The following is a 15,575-nucleotide window of genomic DNA, read 5'->3' on the forward strand; positions in this document are numbered from 1 at the left end:
TCATTATTACAAACACCCCCGTTCGAATGAACGGGGGTGTTTTTTTGTGCTTGGAAATAACGGAGTAACACCTTAGGAAGTAAAGGAAAAGTGAAATAAAAATACTGATTCAAAATCAGATTTGTATACTAGCTCTGTTCTATGAATATAATAACGATGAAGTTTCTTATTTTTAGGTGCTTACGTGAAAATCAATTCTTTCTCTCCAATACCTGAAGATGATGAAGAACTATCTTTACCTGCATTGATTTATTGGGCATCTTTAGGTGATATAGATCAAGTAAAAGAATTACTAATAGATGGAGAAGATCCTAATCAGACAGATGATGAGGGATATAGTGCTCTACAAGCAGCTGCTGAAAATGATCATTTAGAGATAGTTCAACTCTTAATTGAAAAAGGTGCGCATGTCGCTTACAAAAGTGAATACACAGCATTAGAGCTTGCAGAAATGGCGGGTAATACTAATGTAGTGGAATATTTAAAGAGTTTATAAAATTAAAAGGCTTCTTTTGTTTAGAAAAGAGGCCTTTGGTTCAATTAAGACAAATGATATTTCTGTAGTTTCTCAACAATGGATTGAAGACCTTTTACTTCAAACTCATTACCTTCGAATTTTTCATCTTTATTACGTTTAAATATATCCCGAATCTCTATTACTGCGTTGGGATCAATGATACTTAAACTTGAGGTGACTTGACGTATTTGGCTAATAGAACGAGAGCCATTTGTTGAACCATAGCCAATAAATGCAGCAGGTTTACCACCCCACTCCTTACCGACATAATCAAGTGCATTTTTTAAAGCTGGGCTGTAACCATGGTTGTATTCTGGGCTAATAAAGATAAATGCGTCTGCTTGAGCAATTTTGTCTGCCCATTCTTGTTGTTTAGGTTGATCATAAATCCCGGTAGCAGGTGGGTGAGAGCCTGAAAATAACGGTAAATTCCACTCTTTTAAATCAATTACTTCTATCTGAAAATCTTCTAGATTAAATGATCGAATTGCTGTTTCTAACCAATTAGCAATTTTAATAGCTGTGCGCCCTTCACGAACACTTCCTACAATAATATAGACCAGCATGTATTTTTCCTAAGAATTTTTATCTTTATAACTTAATTCATTATATAGGTAGGAGAGAATATAGAATTTGTAAGGATTGTTATGTCACTAATAAAAACCGTATCATAAAAAAGCCCTCATTGAGAGGGCTTTTTTATTTACATTAGCTTAATGCCTTGTTGGCCTTCGGGAGTAACCTTGAATATTTCTACTTCAAAGGTAATATTTTTCCCGGCTAACGGATGATTAAAATCAATTTCTGTAATGTCATCATTAACTGACTTAACTACACCGAATAAAGTTGTTTTTGCCTTATCTTCGAACTCAATCATATGACCAGGAATAGGGCGTTGCTCAAACTTAACTGTATCGAAAGTTTGAACATTTTCTGGATTCCACGGACCAAAAGCATCTTCTGGTGGAAGGTGTACTGTACGGCGGTCACCTGCACGTAAACCGAATAATGCTTTTTCGAAACCTGGTAAAAGGTTTCCGTCACCAATAGTCAGACTAACTGGCTCTTCACGGCTACGTGTATTGTCAATTTCTACACCATTTTCGATAGATACAGAAAAGTGTAGGTCGACTTTAGAACCTTCTTGGATACGAATTTCTTCGTTAGGTTGAATAATTTCGGTCATATTATGCATCCGAATTTTGGTTACGTTTCTTCTCAAGGAAGAATGTATCAATGAGTAGCAAAATCGTACCTAGAGTGATGGCACTGTCTGCAATATTAAAAGCTGGAAAGTGATGATTTTGGTAATAAACATGAATGAAATCGACTACATAACCTAGGGTAATACGGTCAATTAAATTGCCTAAAGCTCCACCTAAAATTAAAGCGATGGCTACAGGTAGCACCACCATTTTTTTAGGCATACGCATTAACCAAAACACAAAAAGTACTGAAACTAAGCCCGCCAAAGATGTGAAGAAATAGCGCTGCCATCCTCCTGCATCAGATAAAAAGCTAAAAGCTGCACCATAGTTATGCAATAGTGTCCAGTTTAAAAATGGAAGTACAGGTACAGGATCTGCATAGTTTAGATGTGTACTCGCAATCCATTTTGTCCATTGATCCAATACAATGGCAAGGACGGAAAGTCCAAGCCAAATCAGATTGTGTGGATAAAACTGGAATAAGCCTTTTTTAGCTTGTGAATTAGGCATATTTTCTCACTTCGCCACGACCAGTGACGTTCACAATACAACGACCACATAAACCAGGATGATCGGCATGTGTATTTACATCTGGAAGGACATGCCAGCAACGTGCGCATTTTTCACCTTCAGCTGCAGATATTTTTACACGTAAGCCTTCCATCTCAGTTGCTTCACCTTGTTCAGCAAATGGATGTACTACTACTTCTGAAGTAATAAGAACAAAACGGAGTTCATCAGCCAGTTGGTTTAAAACAGTTTGTAATGATTCATTTGCCCAAAGTTCAACTTTGGCTGAAAGATTACTACCGACAAGTTTAGCGTTACGCGCTGCTTCAATCTGTTTATTTACTGCAGATTTTACGCTAATCAATGTTTGCCAATCTTCTTCAGAAAGCAAGTTTGCTTTTGATGAAACAGGCAAGTCATACCATTCTGAAGTAAATACATACTTTTCAGTTTGTTCTGGAATGAGTGGCCATGCTTCTTGTGCGGTAAAACTTAAGATTGGGCTCATCCAACGGATAAATGCTTGAACAATATGATAAAGCGCTGTTTGTGCAGAACGACGTGCCTGAGAATCCGCTTTAGTGGTGTATTGACGGTCTTTGATGATATCAAGGTAGAAACCACCTAAGTCATTAATACAGAAGCTTGTTAACGCACTACATACTACATGGAAGTTCATTTCTTCATAGGCAGTGATAATGGTTTGTTGTACTTCATTCGCACGCTGCAAGATGTATTGATCTAGCGCAATTAAGTCATCTACTGCTAAAGCATCTGTGCTTGGTTTGAAACCATTTAGGTTCGCAAGCAAGAAGCGTAGAGTATTACGAATACGACGATAGCTATCACTTACACGGTTGAAGATTTCTTTCGATGCTGCGATTTCATAGCGATAGTCGCTAGAAGCTACATATAGACGTAAACCATCAGCACCAAGCTGTTTGATGATTTCTTCAAGCGGGATATAGTTTCCTAAAGATTTCGATAACTTACGGCCATTTTCATCGACGGTAAAACCATGAGTTAACAAGGCTTTATATGGTGCACGATTGTGAATTGCCATTGATGTTAATAAAGAAGATTGGAACCAGCCACGGTGTTGGTCTGAACCTTCTAAATATAAGTCAGCAGGGCTTTCTAATTCATCACGTTGCTCAAGTACAGCGTAATGCGTTGTACCAGAGTCGAACCATACATCGAGTGTATCGCGAACAGCATTATATTGTTCAGCATCTTCACCGATGAAGTCTTTTGCTTCACGTTTGAACCATGCTTCGATACCTTCTTGTTCGATCAGTTGAGCAACTTCTTCGATGAGTTCAGGTGTGCGCGGGTGTAATTCGTTCGTGTCTTTATGAACGAAGAATGGAATTGGAACACCCCACGTACGTTGACGTGAAATACACCAGTCTGGACGGCCTTCGATCATTGATTCAATACGGTTTTTACCCCAGTTCGGTACAAACTCGATATCATTTTCAATCGCGTTAAGTGCACCGTCACGTAAACCTTTTTGATCCATGCTAATGAACCATTGTGGTGTAGCACGGAAAATAATTGGAGTTTTGTGGCGCCAGCAGTGTGGGTAGCTGTGCTTAATTGGCTGATGAGCCCATAAACGGCCTACCGCACCTAAAGCTTCGATAATCTTTGGATTGGCTTTATAGATGTGTTCACCAGCATAGATTGGAGCAGTTGGGAGATAAACACCGTTACCACCGACTGGGTTATCTACTTTTAGGTTGTATTGAAGACCTACTTTATAGTCATCTGCACCATGGCCAGGTGCTGTATGTACGGCACCTGTACCGCTTGTTGCGATAACATGTTCACCCAAAATAACTGGAACTTGGCGATCAGTAAGTAAAGGATGCTGTAAAGTAAGCTTTTCAAGAGCTGAACCAGTAAAATCTGCTAAAACAACTGGGTTTTCAAGTTTATAGCGTTCAATTGCTGAAGCAACTAAGTCTTTAGCAAGAATGAAGTTTTGCTTACCGCGTTCAGTCGTCACTTGTACCAATTGATATTCAATTTCGGCATGCAACGCAACAGCTTGGTTAGCTGGCAATGTCCAAGGTGTAGTTGTCCAGATCACGATATCTGTTGGATCTTGGATTTCTACATTTAAACGGGTACTTAAATCTTTGAGATCTACAACGCCAAAACCAACATCAATTGCGTCAGATTTTTTATCTTCGTATTCAACTTCTGCTTCAGCAAGAGCAGAGCCACAGTCCATACACCAGTTCACTGGCTTTAAGCCTGGCTGGATATGGCCATTTTTCTGGATGAGACCTAGAGCACGAACAATATCAGCTTCTTGTTTGTAATTCATGGTGAGATAAGGATTATCCCAGTCACCTAAAATACCAAGACGTTTAAAATCAGTACGTTGTAAATCAATTTGTTTTAGCGCGTATTCACGGCAAAGTTTACGGAAAGTCGCAGCATCAACTTTTTCGCCTACTTTACCCACTTTTTCTTCGACTTTTAGCTCGATTGGTAAACCGTGACAGTCCCAACCTGGAACATAAGGTGCATCGAAACCTGACAAAGTACGACTTTTTACAATAACGTCTTTGAGTACTTTATTGACCGCATGGCCTAAGTGAATTGTACCGTTCGCATATGGAGGGCCATCATGCAAAATATATTTTTTCTTGCCAATACGCGATGCACGAATCTGCTGATAAATGTTGTCGGTATACCACTCTTCTAACCATTTCACTTCACGTACTGCCAAATTTGCTTTCATTGCAAATTGAGTATCCGGCAGGTTTAGCGTGGCTTTGTAGTCCACTGCATTCTCAGGAGTTTGCTTATCGCTCATGCAAGTTTTCTTCCAGTTTAATCAGCTTGGGAGCTGACATGTTTTACAATCAAAATTCGAATTAAAAAGGAAATTGTGTCGTGTCGTTACGATATTGTCGTAACTGTTGCACGTCATTATCAATTCCTGCCTTAAGTGCTTCAAGCGAAGGGTAATTCAGTTCACCATGAAGATAGTGAAGAAAAGTCACCCGCATAAATAAGCCATACAGATTAGCAGAAACATCAGGGAAATGTACTTCTAATCTCCACTCTGGATGTTCTTGCTGAATGGCTGGACGTGTACCGACATGACCTGCGCCATAGAGGCTATTTTCATGATATCCGGCAATTCCCGGTTTCTCTGGTGTTTCTTGGCACACTTTTTCGGTGAGCGACGTCGTTTCGCAAATGACTTCAACACCATAAATACCGTTTAAACAAGGTTTGTGGCGGTTGAGACGTACATTAATCGTTGGAAAATCAAGAGTTCTTCCGATCTGGTCGCCATATTGGACACGTCCAGTAATACTGTACGGACGGCCTAATAATTTAGCTGCTAAAGCGAGATTACCCACTTGAAGTACTTGGCGAATACGAGTTGAACTGACGCGTTCACCTTCAAGTTCAATGGTATGTAAATTTGTGACTTGGAAGCCATAATCTTTTAAAAATTCGCTGTTACCTTGACGGTCCTTGCCAAAATGGAAGTCATCCCCTAAAACTAAAGACTGCGCATTTAATTTTTCTTTTAATAAATCTGCAAACTCAGACGCACTCATGCTACGGAAATGCTGATCGAATTTAGCAACTGCAATGTAATCAACTCCAAGTTCCGCTAGATATTCGACTTTTTCCCGTAATGAATTTATACGAGGAGGAGCATCGTAACCTTTAAAAAACTCAAGAGGTTGTGGCTCAAAAATCATGACCAGTGTTTTTAAGCCTTGTGCTGCAGCAATTTTTTTGAGTTGAGCAATCATCGCTTGGTGACCTAAATGGACACCATCAAAATTACCAATAGTCACCGCTGTTTGAGGTAACTGAAAATTGGGCGATAACGCATTAAGACGAAGCAGTTTCATGAACTTAAAATATGGCTATTTTTGCAAGGGCTATATATTGCCATAATCTCACAGATTCGTCTTGTTGTTGTGTTTTTACTCAGTTATTTTTCAAAATGAATTTCTATATATCAATAATAATGATGAATTAAATAAAAATAAATCAATTTTTCTTATTAATACTTTGCTCTACTATATATTTATCCACTCTTTGATTAGAGAACTAAGATGAAAAAACCCTTTTACCAATTAAATCATAGCAAAGATGTTATACGACATTTTACCCCAAATTGGTTTACAGCAACTATGGGTACTGGCGTGGTTAGTATGATTTTGATTCAGCTGCCATTTGCTCAAGCATTTTTATTTACGCTAGCAACTTTGTTATGGCAATTTAATATTGTTTTATTCAGCGTTTTTTCAGTTCTTTATTTATTGCGGTGGTTTCTTTTCCCTCATGAAGCTAAGCAAATTTTTAATCATCCAAATATGAGCTTGTTTTTAGGGGCTATCCCGATGGGGCTCGCAACGATATTAAACGGGTTTCTAAGCTTCGGTGTCGGGCTTTACGGTGAAGTTGCAATCCATATTGCTCAAGCTTTATGGTACATCGATGTCTTTTTAGCACTGGCAATTGCGTGGATCGTGCCATTTTGTATGTTTAGTCGTCAGAACCATCAGCTACATACGATGACTGCAATCTGGCTTTTACCTGTGGTTGCTTGTGAAGTAGCGGCAAGTTCTGCGGGCATGTTGGTTGCACATTTACCAGCAGATGTGCATAGCTTTCATTTATTAATGGCTGGCTATGTACTCTGGGGAATCTCTGTTTTACCGGCATTCGCTATTTTAACGATTTTAATGTTGCGTATGGCTTTGCATCAGTTACCTGAAAAAGAAGTCGCCATTTCTAGCTGGCTCTCTTTAGGCCCGATTGGTACAGGTGCATTAGGTTTATTGTTGCTAGGTGGGCAGGTGCAAAGAGTCTTTGTTAGTGTGGGCTTTCATGAGTTCGCGAATATCTTTCAAGCTTTAGGAATTGTAGGCAGTCTAGTGCTTTTAGGTTTTGGGTTATGGTGGCTTGGTCTTGCGATTTTAACAACGCTTCGTCATGCAAAGACAGGTATTCCATTCAACTTAGGGTGGTGGGGCTTAACTTTTCCATTAGGTGTATTTATTTTGGCACTATTTAATTTAGGGCATCAGGTTGAAATTTTATTTTTACAGTACGTTGCTGTGGCATTGAGTCTTTTATTATTGGCAATGTGGGGCGTGGTAATGAAGAAGACGCTAGCAGGCGCATATAGCGGCCAACTGTTCTTCTCTCCGTGTTTAATCGCTTTACAACAAAAAGTGCAGTAATGATGAAAAGGTGCAAAAAGCTTTTGCACCTGATTTATACTTATTTTCTAACTTATTTAATTGTGATTTGAGCTTTTTGAATGAACACTGATATTGCTTTAATTATGGCACTTCCTAATGAATCTAAGGGTTTATTTGAAAAAGCAGGTGTTGAAGTCCATTACAGTGGTATTGGTAAGATTAATGCTGCTTTTAAAGCATTTGAAGTTATTCAAAAAACAGGATGCAAAACTTTAATTAACCTAGGTACAGCGGGAAGCTCTGCATTTAATCGACATGATTTGGTTGAAGTAAAAACTTTTGTACAACGGGATATGGATGTTTCTCCCTTAGGTTTTGAAGTAGGTGTAACACCGTTAGATGATCATTTGGCGGCAGAGATTCATCTTCAACCACATTTTATTGATTTGCCAAAAGCAGTATGTGGAACTGGTGATTCATTTGAAACGGGTCAGCCAAAAGTAGCTTGTGATGTGGTTGATATGGAAGGCTATGCGTTAGCTAAAGTGTGCCACAAGTTAGGTGTACGACTAATTTCGGTGAAGTATATTACTGATGGGGCAGATGACACTGCACATCTGGATTGGGAAGAAAATTTATTGTTAGGGGCCCAGAAACTCCTAGCACTTTATCAAAATCATTTCTAAAAAAAGATCGGCAAATTTGCCGATCTTTTTTTTGTTTTAACGAGGCAATACGCCATAGAGCATCATATGTACCGTATGCTCAATCGAACGCTGGAACATACTGCGGTTACGAAGTGTTTTGCCGGTCACCATTTCCATTTGGGTTGCAAAATCTGCATAGTTTTGCGTAAGGCCCCAAATATTTAAGATTAATAATTCAGGATCGATATCTGGAGAAATTTTTCCTTCTTCTTGCCAAGTCTGAATGACTTTAGCTTTGCGTTTAAATAGTTTTTTTAATGGTCCTTTGAGAATAGGTAAAATATGCGGAGCACCTTGAATGATTTCTAATGCAAATAATCTAGAGGCTTTCGGTTGGCTACGAGACAGTTCGATTTTTTGTATTAAATAGTGCGATAAGGCTTCGGCTGGTTCTAATTCAGCTTCTAAAGTTTGTAAGGGAGCTAACCATTTTTGTAAAACGGTTGTGAGCACTTCTACATATAAAGACTCTTTATTTTCATAGTAATAGAAAATATTCGACTTATGCATGTCGGCGAGTTGGGCAATTTCATCCAGACTTGCACCACTGAACCCATAGACTGAAAATACGTCAAGGGCGGCAGCAAGAAGCTGATTGCGCTTTTGGGTACTCTTTTTTTGTTCCATCTGCTGCATAATTAAAAAAATAATATTCCCATTGTAAGGGAAATTGTTTGATTTGTGCACAGGTGTCTTGCTTTTTTAATCAAAAAACGGCTAGTTATTTGCGTAATAGATATACTATTGTGCAAAAAATAGAGAGATTCACTAGTTTATTGTTATTCTTAAAAATATTTTTTAAATTTCGCCCTAAAAAAGAGCAATAAAACAGCAGTTTTATTGCTCGTAAATTGGGCATTTTCCGGTTGAACGGTTCTCATTACTTATAGCAACCTTAAGTTGCCAAAACCGCATCGAGTACTTGTTGCTCAAGTTGAGCAAAAGTAATGCTTTTTTTACGTGGGCGCGGCAAATTAACTTGGAAACTTTGAGCGATTTTTCCCTTATCTAATAAAATAATACGATCAGCCAATTGCACTGCTTCACTCACATCGTGGGTGACTAAAATTGCAGTGAAGCCTTGCTCTTTCCACAAGCGCTCAATCAAGCTTTGCATCTCAAGACGAGTTAACGCGTCTAAAGCCCCTAATGGCTCATCTAACAGCAAAATACGCGGAGTATGAGATAACGCACGGGCTAAGGCAGTACGTTGACGTTGGCCACCTGAAAGCTGTGAAGGCCATTGTCCTGATTTTTCTTTTAAACCAACTTTTTCCAGTAATTCTTCTGCTAAAGCATGTTGCGCTTTAGGTAAACCCAGTTGCACATTTTGAAGAATATTCCTCCAAGGAAGTAAACGAGGATCTTGGAACATGACTCGAATATCATCGTTCGTAATGCCTTCCCGTAAATGTCGGGCAGATTTAAATTTGATTTCCCCAAAGCTGGCTTTTTCAAGTTGAGCAATTAAACGTAGTAACGTACTTTTGCCACAACCACTTCGACCAACAATTGCTAAAAACTCACCCGGCTGGATGTGTAGGTCAAGATCTTCGAGGACCTTTACCTCGCCATAGAATTTATAAAGTTGCTCAATCAGAATCTCTGCACCTAATACAGGTTCTTGAGATTCTGTTGGTTCTTCCGGAATCAGCTGCATTTCATTCTGATTAATATTTAAATTCAGATTTGTCATGTTCTAAGCTCCCTTATTTCTGATATCCAGAGTGCCAACGTAGTAAATAGCGTTCTAAAAGCTGTGCTAAAACATCTGCCAGTTTGCCTAGTAAGGCGTACAGAAGAATACCGACCAGAACGACATCTGTTTGTAAAAACTCACGTGCATTCATGGTCATATAACCAATACCTGCTTGAGCTGAAATGGTTTCAGCAACAATGAGCAATACCCAAACCAAACCTAAAGCAAAGCGTAAACCTACTAAAATAGAAGGCATCGCACCCGGTAGAATAATTTCTTTGTAGAGCTGCCAACGTGAAAGTCCGTAGCTTTTACCCATCTCAATCAATTGAGGGTCAACTGATCGAATACCGTGATAGGTGTTGATATAGATAGGGAAGAAAACGCCTACTGCGACTAAAAATAATTTCGCTGTTTCATCAATGCCGAACCATAAGATGACAAGTGGGATAAGTGCTAATGCTGGGATGTTACGAATCATTTGCAAGGTCGTATCGAGCAGAGTAGAAGCGAAACGCGAAGACCCGTTGAGTAGACCCAATAACAAGCCTAAGCCACCGCCAATCAACAACCCTAGTAAAGCACGTCCTGCACTGACTTTAACGTGCTGCCAGAGTTCGCCACTCACCAGTAGATGCCAAAAAGCGGAAACTACAGCAGTAGGTGCAGGTAAAATACGGCTTTCTAAAAGACCCGAACTTGAGGCAATTTGCCAAACAACCAATAGAAGAATAGGGAAAATCCAAGGCAGCAAACGCTGCCCGATTTGTTTTGTTCCACGTGAAACAACACTTTCAGCTTTGCTCATGCAGGCTCCTTGACGGAACTATTTTGCTTCTTCTCGTCTGGAACATAATTGTTGGCAATAATTTCACCGAATGGACCGGTTAAATTTGGCTGAGCAAGTTTAGCGCGAGTTTCAATTGGTAATAACGGGAATACTAACTCTGCAAAACGAATTGATTCTTCAAGGTGTGGATAGCCTGAGAAAATAAAAGTATCGATACCTAAATCGGCATATTCCTGAATACGAGCAGCAACTGTTTCAGGATCCCCTACAAGTGCTGTACCTGCACCACCACGCACTAAACCAATACCCGCCCAAAGATTTGGAGATACTTCTAGTTTGTCTCGGTTACCGCCGTGGAGAGCTGCCATACGTTGTTGGCCCACAGAGTCCATTTGTGCAAATTTTTTCTGTGCCGCAGCAATAGTCGCATCATCAAGATATTGGATAAGCTCGTTCGCTGCTGCCCAAGCTTGTTCGTTGGTCTCGCGAACAATCACGTGTAAGCGAATGCCATAAGTTAATTTACGACCTTTAGCCTCAGCTTTGGCACGAACATGTTCAATCTTTTGTTTAACTGCTTCAGGTGGTTCACCCCACGTAAGGTAAGTATCGACTTGCTCAGCAGCCAAATCGACAGCGACGTCTGAAGAACCGCCAAACCAAAGTGGTGGATAAGGCTTTTGAACAGGTGGGTAAAGTAGTTTTGCATCATCTACTTGTAAACGTTCGCCGTGAAATGTAAATGCTTCACCTGTATGTGAGCGCGTCAAAATTTCACGCCAGATTTTTACGTATTCATTGGCTGTTTGATAACGGGTCGAATGATCTTCATATAAACCATCGCCACGTAGTTCGGCCTCATCACCACCAGTCACTAAGTTGAGCAATACACGACCATTCGACAAGCGGTCAAATGTTGCAGCCATACGAGCTGCCAGAGCTGGGGTGGTAACCCCTGGGCGTAATGCAACTAGAAATTTAAGGTGTTGAGTTGCATCAATTAGGCTAGCCGCCGTAATCCATGGGTCTTCACATGAACGGCCCGTTGGAATAAGTACACCTTCATAACCTAAATTATCTACTGCCACAGCAATTTGCTTCATATAGGCATGGTCAACCTGACGAGCGCCTTTACTTGTACCTAAATAGCGACTATCACCGTGGGTAGGAATAAACCAGAAAATTTTCATGTGCATTACCTATATCTATTGAAATTACTTGGCAATCCAAACAGCTTGTTTAATGCTGATTGGTTTTGGAATGATGCCTTGTTGAGTAAAGATGTCTGCGAGTTGCTGCTGCTCAGCAATCACTTTGCTGTTAAGAGGAGCTGCCGATGAAGGGCGCGGACGACGTTTAATGAATAAATCACTGGTTGCAGGTTTAAGACCTGTACTTTGCCCAATCGCACCTGCCGTTTCTGCTTGATGGCTTTGAACCCATTTATCAGCTTGATTGATTTGTTTGATGAGCCCTGAAACAGCTTTCGAATGTTGTTTAACAAAATTTGGAGCGGCTAAATAAAAGGTATAGTTCGGGCTTAAGCCTTTACCCGATGCAAGAACACGCGCTTGATCTTCAAGTTGTGCTGAAGCGAAGTAAGGATCCCAAATTGCCCATGCATCTACAGCACCTTTTTGAAATGCTGCGCGAGCATCGGCTGGAGTAAGCCAAATGGGAGTAATATCACTCCATTTTAAGCCTGCTTTACGCACAGCCTGTACAAGTAAGTAATGTGAACTCGAACCTTTTTGCAGCGCAATACGTTTGCCTTTAAGGTCTTTAAGCTGTTTGAGTTGCGAGTTTTTTGGAACTAAAATTGCCGATGCCAATGGCTTTGCCGCTTCATAAGCAATGTAATATAAAGGCTTGCCAGCCGCTTGTGCGTAGACAGGAGGCGTGTCTCCAGTAACGCCTACATCAAGGGACCCGACAGCTAAAGCTTCTAAAATTTGTGGGCCAGCAGGGAACTCATTCCAAGTAACTTTGGCATTTGGAAATTCTTGTTCAAATAGTTTTTGCTGTTTGGCAATCGCAAAGTTAATTGAACTTTTTTGAAAACCAATACGAAGTTCTTTTACAGTTGGATCAATTGCCCAAGCTGGCGCTGCGATTGTTAAACCTAATACAGTGACTGTATTGATGCGTTTAGCTAATTGTGCCCACTGACTCTTATTAAATAATGACTGATGTTGCATATTGATATCCTTGTTCCCCTTGAGGTCAGGCACAGCATTTATATCGTTATTTAAGCCGTGCCCAAGCTGGGTTTATTTCAGTTTTAAAATGGCATTTTGAATAGTGAGCTTGTTAGGAATGAGCTTTTGCGTATAAAAGGCATCAGCTACTTGTTGTTGTTCTTGTGCCACCTTGTCAGAGATTGGCTGAACTCCAAAACCCATACGTGAAATGGAAGTTTTGAGTACATCAAACTCAAGTGCGGTAGGTTTTTCGAGTAATTTGGCCGCTTCATCCTGATGTAAACTTACCCACTCAGTGGTCTGATTAAGTGTCTGTACAACAGTGTTAAGTACTTTCGGATTATTTTCTGCAAATTTACGGTCAGCTAAATAAAACTGATGATTGCTCACCAAGTTTTCACCTGTTGCTAAAACTCGGGCCTGAATTTGATGTTCAGCTGCAGCAAAGAACGGGTCCCAAATCACCCATGCATCGACAGCACCTTTTTCAAAGGCAGCACGTGCGTCTGATGGTGGTAAATAAACAGGTTGAATATCACTTAAGCTTAAGTTGTTGGCTTCTAAAACTTTTAATAATAGGTAATGAACATTCGAACCTTTATTAAGAGCAACACGTTTGCCTTTTAAATCTTTAATAGAGTGAATAGGAGAGTCTTTTTGTACCAATAGTGCTTCAGCTTTTGGCGCAGGAGGTTGGTTTGCGACATAAACTAAATTTGGATTGGCCGCTTGAGCAAAGATCGGTGGCGCTTCACCAGCTTCACCTAGTGAAACACTTCCTACGTTTAAACCTTCAAGCAATTGAGGTCCAGCAGGAAACTCAACCCATTTTACTTGCACGCCTTGTTCTTTTAATGCTTTTTCTAAGTCACCACGAGCCTTTAAAATAGGAAGGATGCCATATTTTTGATAGCCAATATTTAAGGTTGTGGTGGCTTGTTCCTCTTTTTTGGCACAACCACTTAACATCATCACTCCTGCAAGGCTGGCCGCGATGACTGAATATTTTGCCCATGAAGTGGTGTTGAAACGTGCCATGAGATTTCGTGCTCCCCGAAAGAGAAAAAGAAAAAATAATTGGATGAGCAGATACCCTAAAGGGATTTTTATTTCAGAAAAAATAAGTATTCGGTCTTTATTTATGCGAAAAAAAGCTAAACACAATAGGTAATAAACTTAGGTGAAAAAATGATTTATTTATTAGGAATATATTTAATGAGTTTTGAGTAAGTTGATGTAATAAAATAAAAAAATATTAAAAACACTAAAAATAAAAATTTAAAAAAAGTACAACCATAAATTAATCGTATTTATGGATGTACTTTTTTAACTAAGCTTATCTGAAATAAGAATATCTTAAAAAGAGCAAAGGCTAGGGAAGCAGTTTCTTAAAGACTAAAGAATTCCTTTGGTAGTTATAAAGCGCCTGACGAGCATTTGGTAAGTCATCAACACTCACCTGATGAAAACCATGTTCTAAAAACCAATGAGCAGTACGTGTTGTTAAAACGAATAACTGACGAATACCTTGTTCTTTGGCTTTTTCTTCAAGGAATTGCAAAATCTGGCTACCACGATTCGATTTACGATAACTTGGGTGTACTGCGACGCAGGCAATTTCTGCGGAACGTGTTTCATTAAATTCGGTCGGAATTGGATAAAGGGCGGCACACGCTAGAATTGTACCATCGCGTTCAATAACAGCGAACTGGCTAATTTCTTGCTCTAAACGTTCACGTGAGCGATACACCAAGATACCTTCTTCTTCTAGCGGACGTAATAAATTCATTAAACCGCCCACATCTTGAATGTTGGCCATGCGAACTTCTTCATAATGCGCATCGGTAATCATGGTACCAACACCATCACGTGTGAACAGCTCTTCAATTAGTGCACCATCATAAGCATAAGAAATGAGATGAACACGGTGTACGCCTGATAAAGACGCTTTTTTTGCTTGTTGCAGATGTAAAGTGAGTGTTGGGCTAATGGTTTGGTATTGTTGAATATAGTAGTCCAGTTGATGCGGACTTAATTCACGTAATATTTGCTCATCTTCGTTCAGCAGCCCTTGTTGCTCACCTAGAAAAATGAGTTTATCTGCTTTTAAGTAAGTTGCGGTTTTAGTTGCGACTTCTTCCGCCCGCAAGTTAAATACTTCGCCTGTAGTGGAATAACCTGTTGGGCCTAATAGCACAATATTATGGTTATCGAGGTGTCGCTCAATTGCATCGGTATCAATAGAGCGAACTTCACCTGTAAGCTGGAAATCCATGCCCTCACGAATGCCATAAGGTTTAGCAGTCACAAAATTACCTGATACGACATCTATTCGAGCACCGTACATGGGAGAGTTTGCCAAACCCATAGAAAGCAATGCTTCAATTTCTAGGCGAATAGAACCTACTGCACTCATGACGCAGCTTAAAGATTCACGTGTAGTAATACGGCTGTTGTCATAAAAAGGAGTTTCAATTCCTTTCTCTTTAAGATTTTGATTAATTTGCGGACGTGCGCCATGCACAAGAATTAAGCGAATGCCAAGAGAATGCAATAAAGCAATATCATGAATGATATGTTCAAAATTAGGATGACGAACTGCTTCGCCGCCAAACATCAAGACAAAAGTTTTATCGCGATGTGCATTAATGTAGGGTGCTGAGTGTCGAAACCAGTGTACATAATGCTGGGTGTTATTATGCGACTTACTTTCAGGCTTACTTGGCATACCGATCTCGAATCAACAGC

At 39.9% G+C, this 15,575-nt stretch carries 15 protein-coding genes; 3 read left to right on the top strand and 12 right to left on the bottom strand.

Annotation, left to right across the window (positions count from 1 at the left end):
* The first annotated feature begins 184 nt into the window (after positions 1–184).
* Entirely contained in the window at positions 185–496 is a 312-nt protein-coding gene (locus AWW73_RS04650; protein WP_062848900.1) for an ankyrin repeat domain-containing protein, read from the top strand.
* A gap of 44 nt (positions 497–540) precedes the next feature.
* On the opposite strand, the gene AWW73_RS04655 is transcribed toward AWW73_RS04650, so the two are convergent.
* The 5 genes from AWW73_RS04655 to ribF form a co-directional block, all read right to left on the bottom strand.
* Positions 541–1,083, bottom strand: a complete 543-nt coding sequence (locus tag AWW73_RS04655) for an NADPH-dependent FMN reductase (protein ID WP_062848901.1) — start codon at positions 1,081–1,083, stop codon at positions 541–543.
* Positions 1,084–1,220: 137 nt separating this feature from the next.
* Positions 1,221–1,703: an FKBP-type peptidyl-prolyl cis-trans isomerase gene (locus AWW73_RS04660; protein ID WP_016142606.1), complete on the bottom strand. Its 483-nt coding sequence runs from the start codon at positions 1,701–1,703 to the stop codon at positions 1,221–1,223.
* A 1-nt stretch (position 1,704) separates the two neighbouring features.
* On the bottom strand, positions 1,705–2,235 hold the full coding sequence (gene lspA / locus AWW73_RS04665) for a signal peptidase II (protein ID WP_031946992.1): 531 nt from the start codon (positions 2,233–2,235) through the stop codon (positions 1,705–1,707).
* The gene (ileS, locus tag AWW73_RS04670) at positions 2,228–5,065 is read right to left on the bottom strand and encodes an isoleucine--tRNA ligase (RefSeq protein WP_062848902.1); all 2,838 of its coding nucleotides are present in this window, start codon (positions 5,063–5,065) and stop codon (positions 2,228–2,230) included. The genes lspA and ileS overlap by 8 nt, the downstream gene beginning before the upstream one ends.
* A 61-nt stretch (positions 5,066–5,126) precedes the next feature.
* Positions 5,127–6,128, bottom strand: a complete 1,002-nt coding sequence (gene ribF, locus AWW73_RS04675) for a bifunctional riboflavin kinase/FAD synthetase (RefSeq protein WP_062848903.1) — start codon at positions 6,126–6,128, stop codon at positions 5,127–5,129.
* Positions 6,129–6,335: 207 nt separating this feature from the next.
* On the opposite strand from ribF, the gene AWW73_RS04680 reads away from it, so the two are divergent.
* Together AWW73_RS04680 and AWW73_RS04685 are read left to right on the top strand one after the other, a co-directional pair.
* A complete protein-coding gene (locus AWW73_RS04680) occupies positions 6,336–7,469 on the top strand; it encodes a TDT family transporter (protein WP_062848904.1) in 1,134 nt (377 codons plus the stop codon).
* Between the two features lie 80 nt (positions 7,470–7,549).
* On the top strand, positions 7,550–8,116 hold the full coding sequence (locus AWW73_RS04685) for a 5'-methylthioadenosine/S-adenosylhomocysteine nucleosidase family protein (RefSeq protein ID WP_062848905.1): 567 nt from the start codon (positions 7,550–7,552) through the stop codon (positions 8,114–8,116).
* A gap of 36 nt (positions 8,117–8,152) precedes the next feature.
* Here the strand turns inward: AWW73_RS04685 and AWW73_RS04690 are convergent, their stop codons facing one another.
* The 7 genes from AWW73_RS04690 to argA all read right to left on the bottom strand — a co-directional run bounded on the left by AWW73_RS04690 (position 8,153) and on the right by argA (position 15,555).
* Positions 8,153–8,773, bottom strand: a complete 621-nt coding sequence (locus tag AWW73_RS04690) for a TetR/AcrR family transcriptional regulator (RefSeq protein ID WP_005071782.1) — start codon at positions 8,771–8,773, stop codon at positions 8,153–8,155.
* Between the two features lie 259 nt (positions 8,774–9,032).
* Positions 9,033–9,833, bottom strand: coding sequence for an ABC transporter ATP-binding protein (locus tag AWW73_RS04695; RefSeq protein ID WP_062848906.1), 801 nt, complete (start codon positions 9,831–9,833; stop codon positions 9,033–9,035).
* 13 nt (positions 9,834–9,846) lie between these two features.
* Positions 9,847–10,644: an aliphatic sulfonate ABC transporter permease SsuC gene (gene ssuC, locus AWW73_RS04700; RefSeq protein WP_002120785.1), complete on the bottom strand. Its 798-nt coding sequence runs from the start codon at positions 10,642–10,644 to the stop codon at positions 9,847–9,849.
* Positions 10,641–11,816: an FMNH2-dependent alkanesulfonate monooxygenase gene (gene ssuD / locus AWW73_RS04705; RefSeq protein ID WP_005071784.1), complete on the bottom strand. Its 1,176-nt coding sequence runs from the start codon at positions 11,814–11,816 to the stop codon at positions 10,641–10,643. Before ssuD ends, ssuC begins: the two co-directional genes overlap by 4 nt.
* Before the next feature lie 24 nt (positions 11,817–11,840).
* Entirely contained in the window at positions 11,841–12,824 is a 984-nt protein-coding gene (locus tag AWW73_RS04710) for a sulfonate ABC transporter substrate-binding protein (RefSeq protein ID WP_062848907.1), read from the bottom strand.
* A 72-nt stretch (positions 12,825–12,896) separates the two neighbouring features.
* Positions 12,897–13,865 carry a sulfonate ABC transporter substrate-binding protein gene (locus AWW73_RS04715; protein WP_062848908.1) on the bottom strand — a complete coding sequence of 323 codons (969 nt, stop codon included), beginning with the start codon at positions 13,863–13,865 and terminating at the stop codon, positions 12,897–12,899.
* Positions 13,866–14,199: 334 nt separating this feature from the next.
* A complete protein-coding gene (argA, locus tag AWW73_RS04720) occupies positions 14,200–15,555 on the bottom strand; it encodes an amino-acid N-acetyltransferase (RefSeq protein WP_031947001.1) in 1,356 nt (451 codons plus the stop codon).
* Positions 15,556–15,575 lie beyond the last annotated feature (20 nt).

The organism is Acinetobacter lactucae, from assembly GCF_001605885.1.
Classification (GTDB): domain Bacteria; phylum Pseudomonadota; class Gammaproteobacteria; order Pseudomonadales; family Moraxellaceae; genus Acinetobacter; species Acinetobacter lactucae.

Bases quoted from the DNA above. Each gene is read 5' to 3' on its own strand.
- AWW73_RS04655 (WP_062848901.1), bottom strand. From the start codon at position 1,083: ATGCTGGTCTATATTATTGTAGGAAGTGTTCGTGAAGGGCGCACAGCT.
- AWW73_RS04660 (WP_016142606.1), bottom strand. From the start codon at position 1,703: ATGACCGAAATTATTCAACCTAACGAAGAAATTCGTATCCAAGAAGGT.
- lspA (WP_031946992.1), bottom strand. From the start codon at position 2,235: ATGCCTAATTCACAAGCTAAAAAAGGCTTATTCCAGTTTTATCCACAC.
- ileS (WP_062848902.1), bottom strand. From the start codon at position 5,065: ATGAGCGATAAGCAAACTCCTGAGAATGCAGTGGACTACAAAGCCACG.
- ribF (WP_062848903.1), bottom strand. From the start codon at position 6,128: ATGAAACTGCTTCGTCTTAATGCGTTATCGCCCAATTTTCAGTTACCT.
- AWW73_RS04680 (WP_062848904.1), top strand. From the start codon at position 6,336: ATGAAAAAACCCTTTTACCAATTAAATCATAGCAAAGATGTTATACGA.
- AWW73_RS04685 (WP_062848905.1), top strand. From the start codon at position 7,550: ATGAACACTGATATTGCTTTAATTATGGCACTTCCTAATGAATCTAAG.
- AWW73_RS04690 (WP_005071782.1), bottom strand. From the start codon at position 8,773: ATGCAGCAGATGGAACAAAAAAAGAGTACCCAAAAGCGCAATCAGCTT.
- AWW73_RS04695 (WP_062848906.1), bottom strand. From the start codon at position 9,833: ATGACAAATCTGAATTTAAATATTAATCAGAATGAAATGCAGCTGATT.
- ssuC (WP_002120785.1), bottom strand. From the start codon at position 10,644: ATGAGCAAAGCTGAAAGTGTTGTTTCACGTGGAACAAAACAAATCGGG.
- ssuD (WP_005071784.1), bottom strand. From the start codon at position 11,816: ATGAAAATTTTCTGGTTTATTCCTACCCACGGTGATAGTCGCTATTTA.
- AWW73_RS04710 (WP_062848907.1), bottom strand. From the start codon at position 12,824: ATGCAACATCAGTCATTATTTAATAAGAGTCAGTGGGCACAATTAGCT.
- AWW73_RS04715 (WP_062848908.1), bottom strand. From the start codon at position 13,865: ATGGCACGTTTCAACACCACTTCATGGGCAAAATATTCAGTCATCGCG.
- argA (WP_031947001.1), bottom strand. From the start codon at position 15,555: ATGCCAAGTAAGCCTGAAAGTAAGTCGCATAATAACACCCAGCATTAT.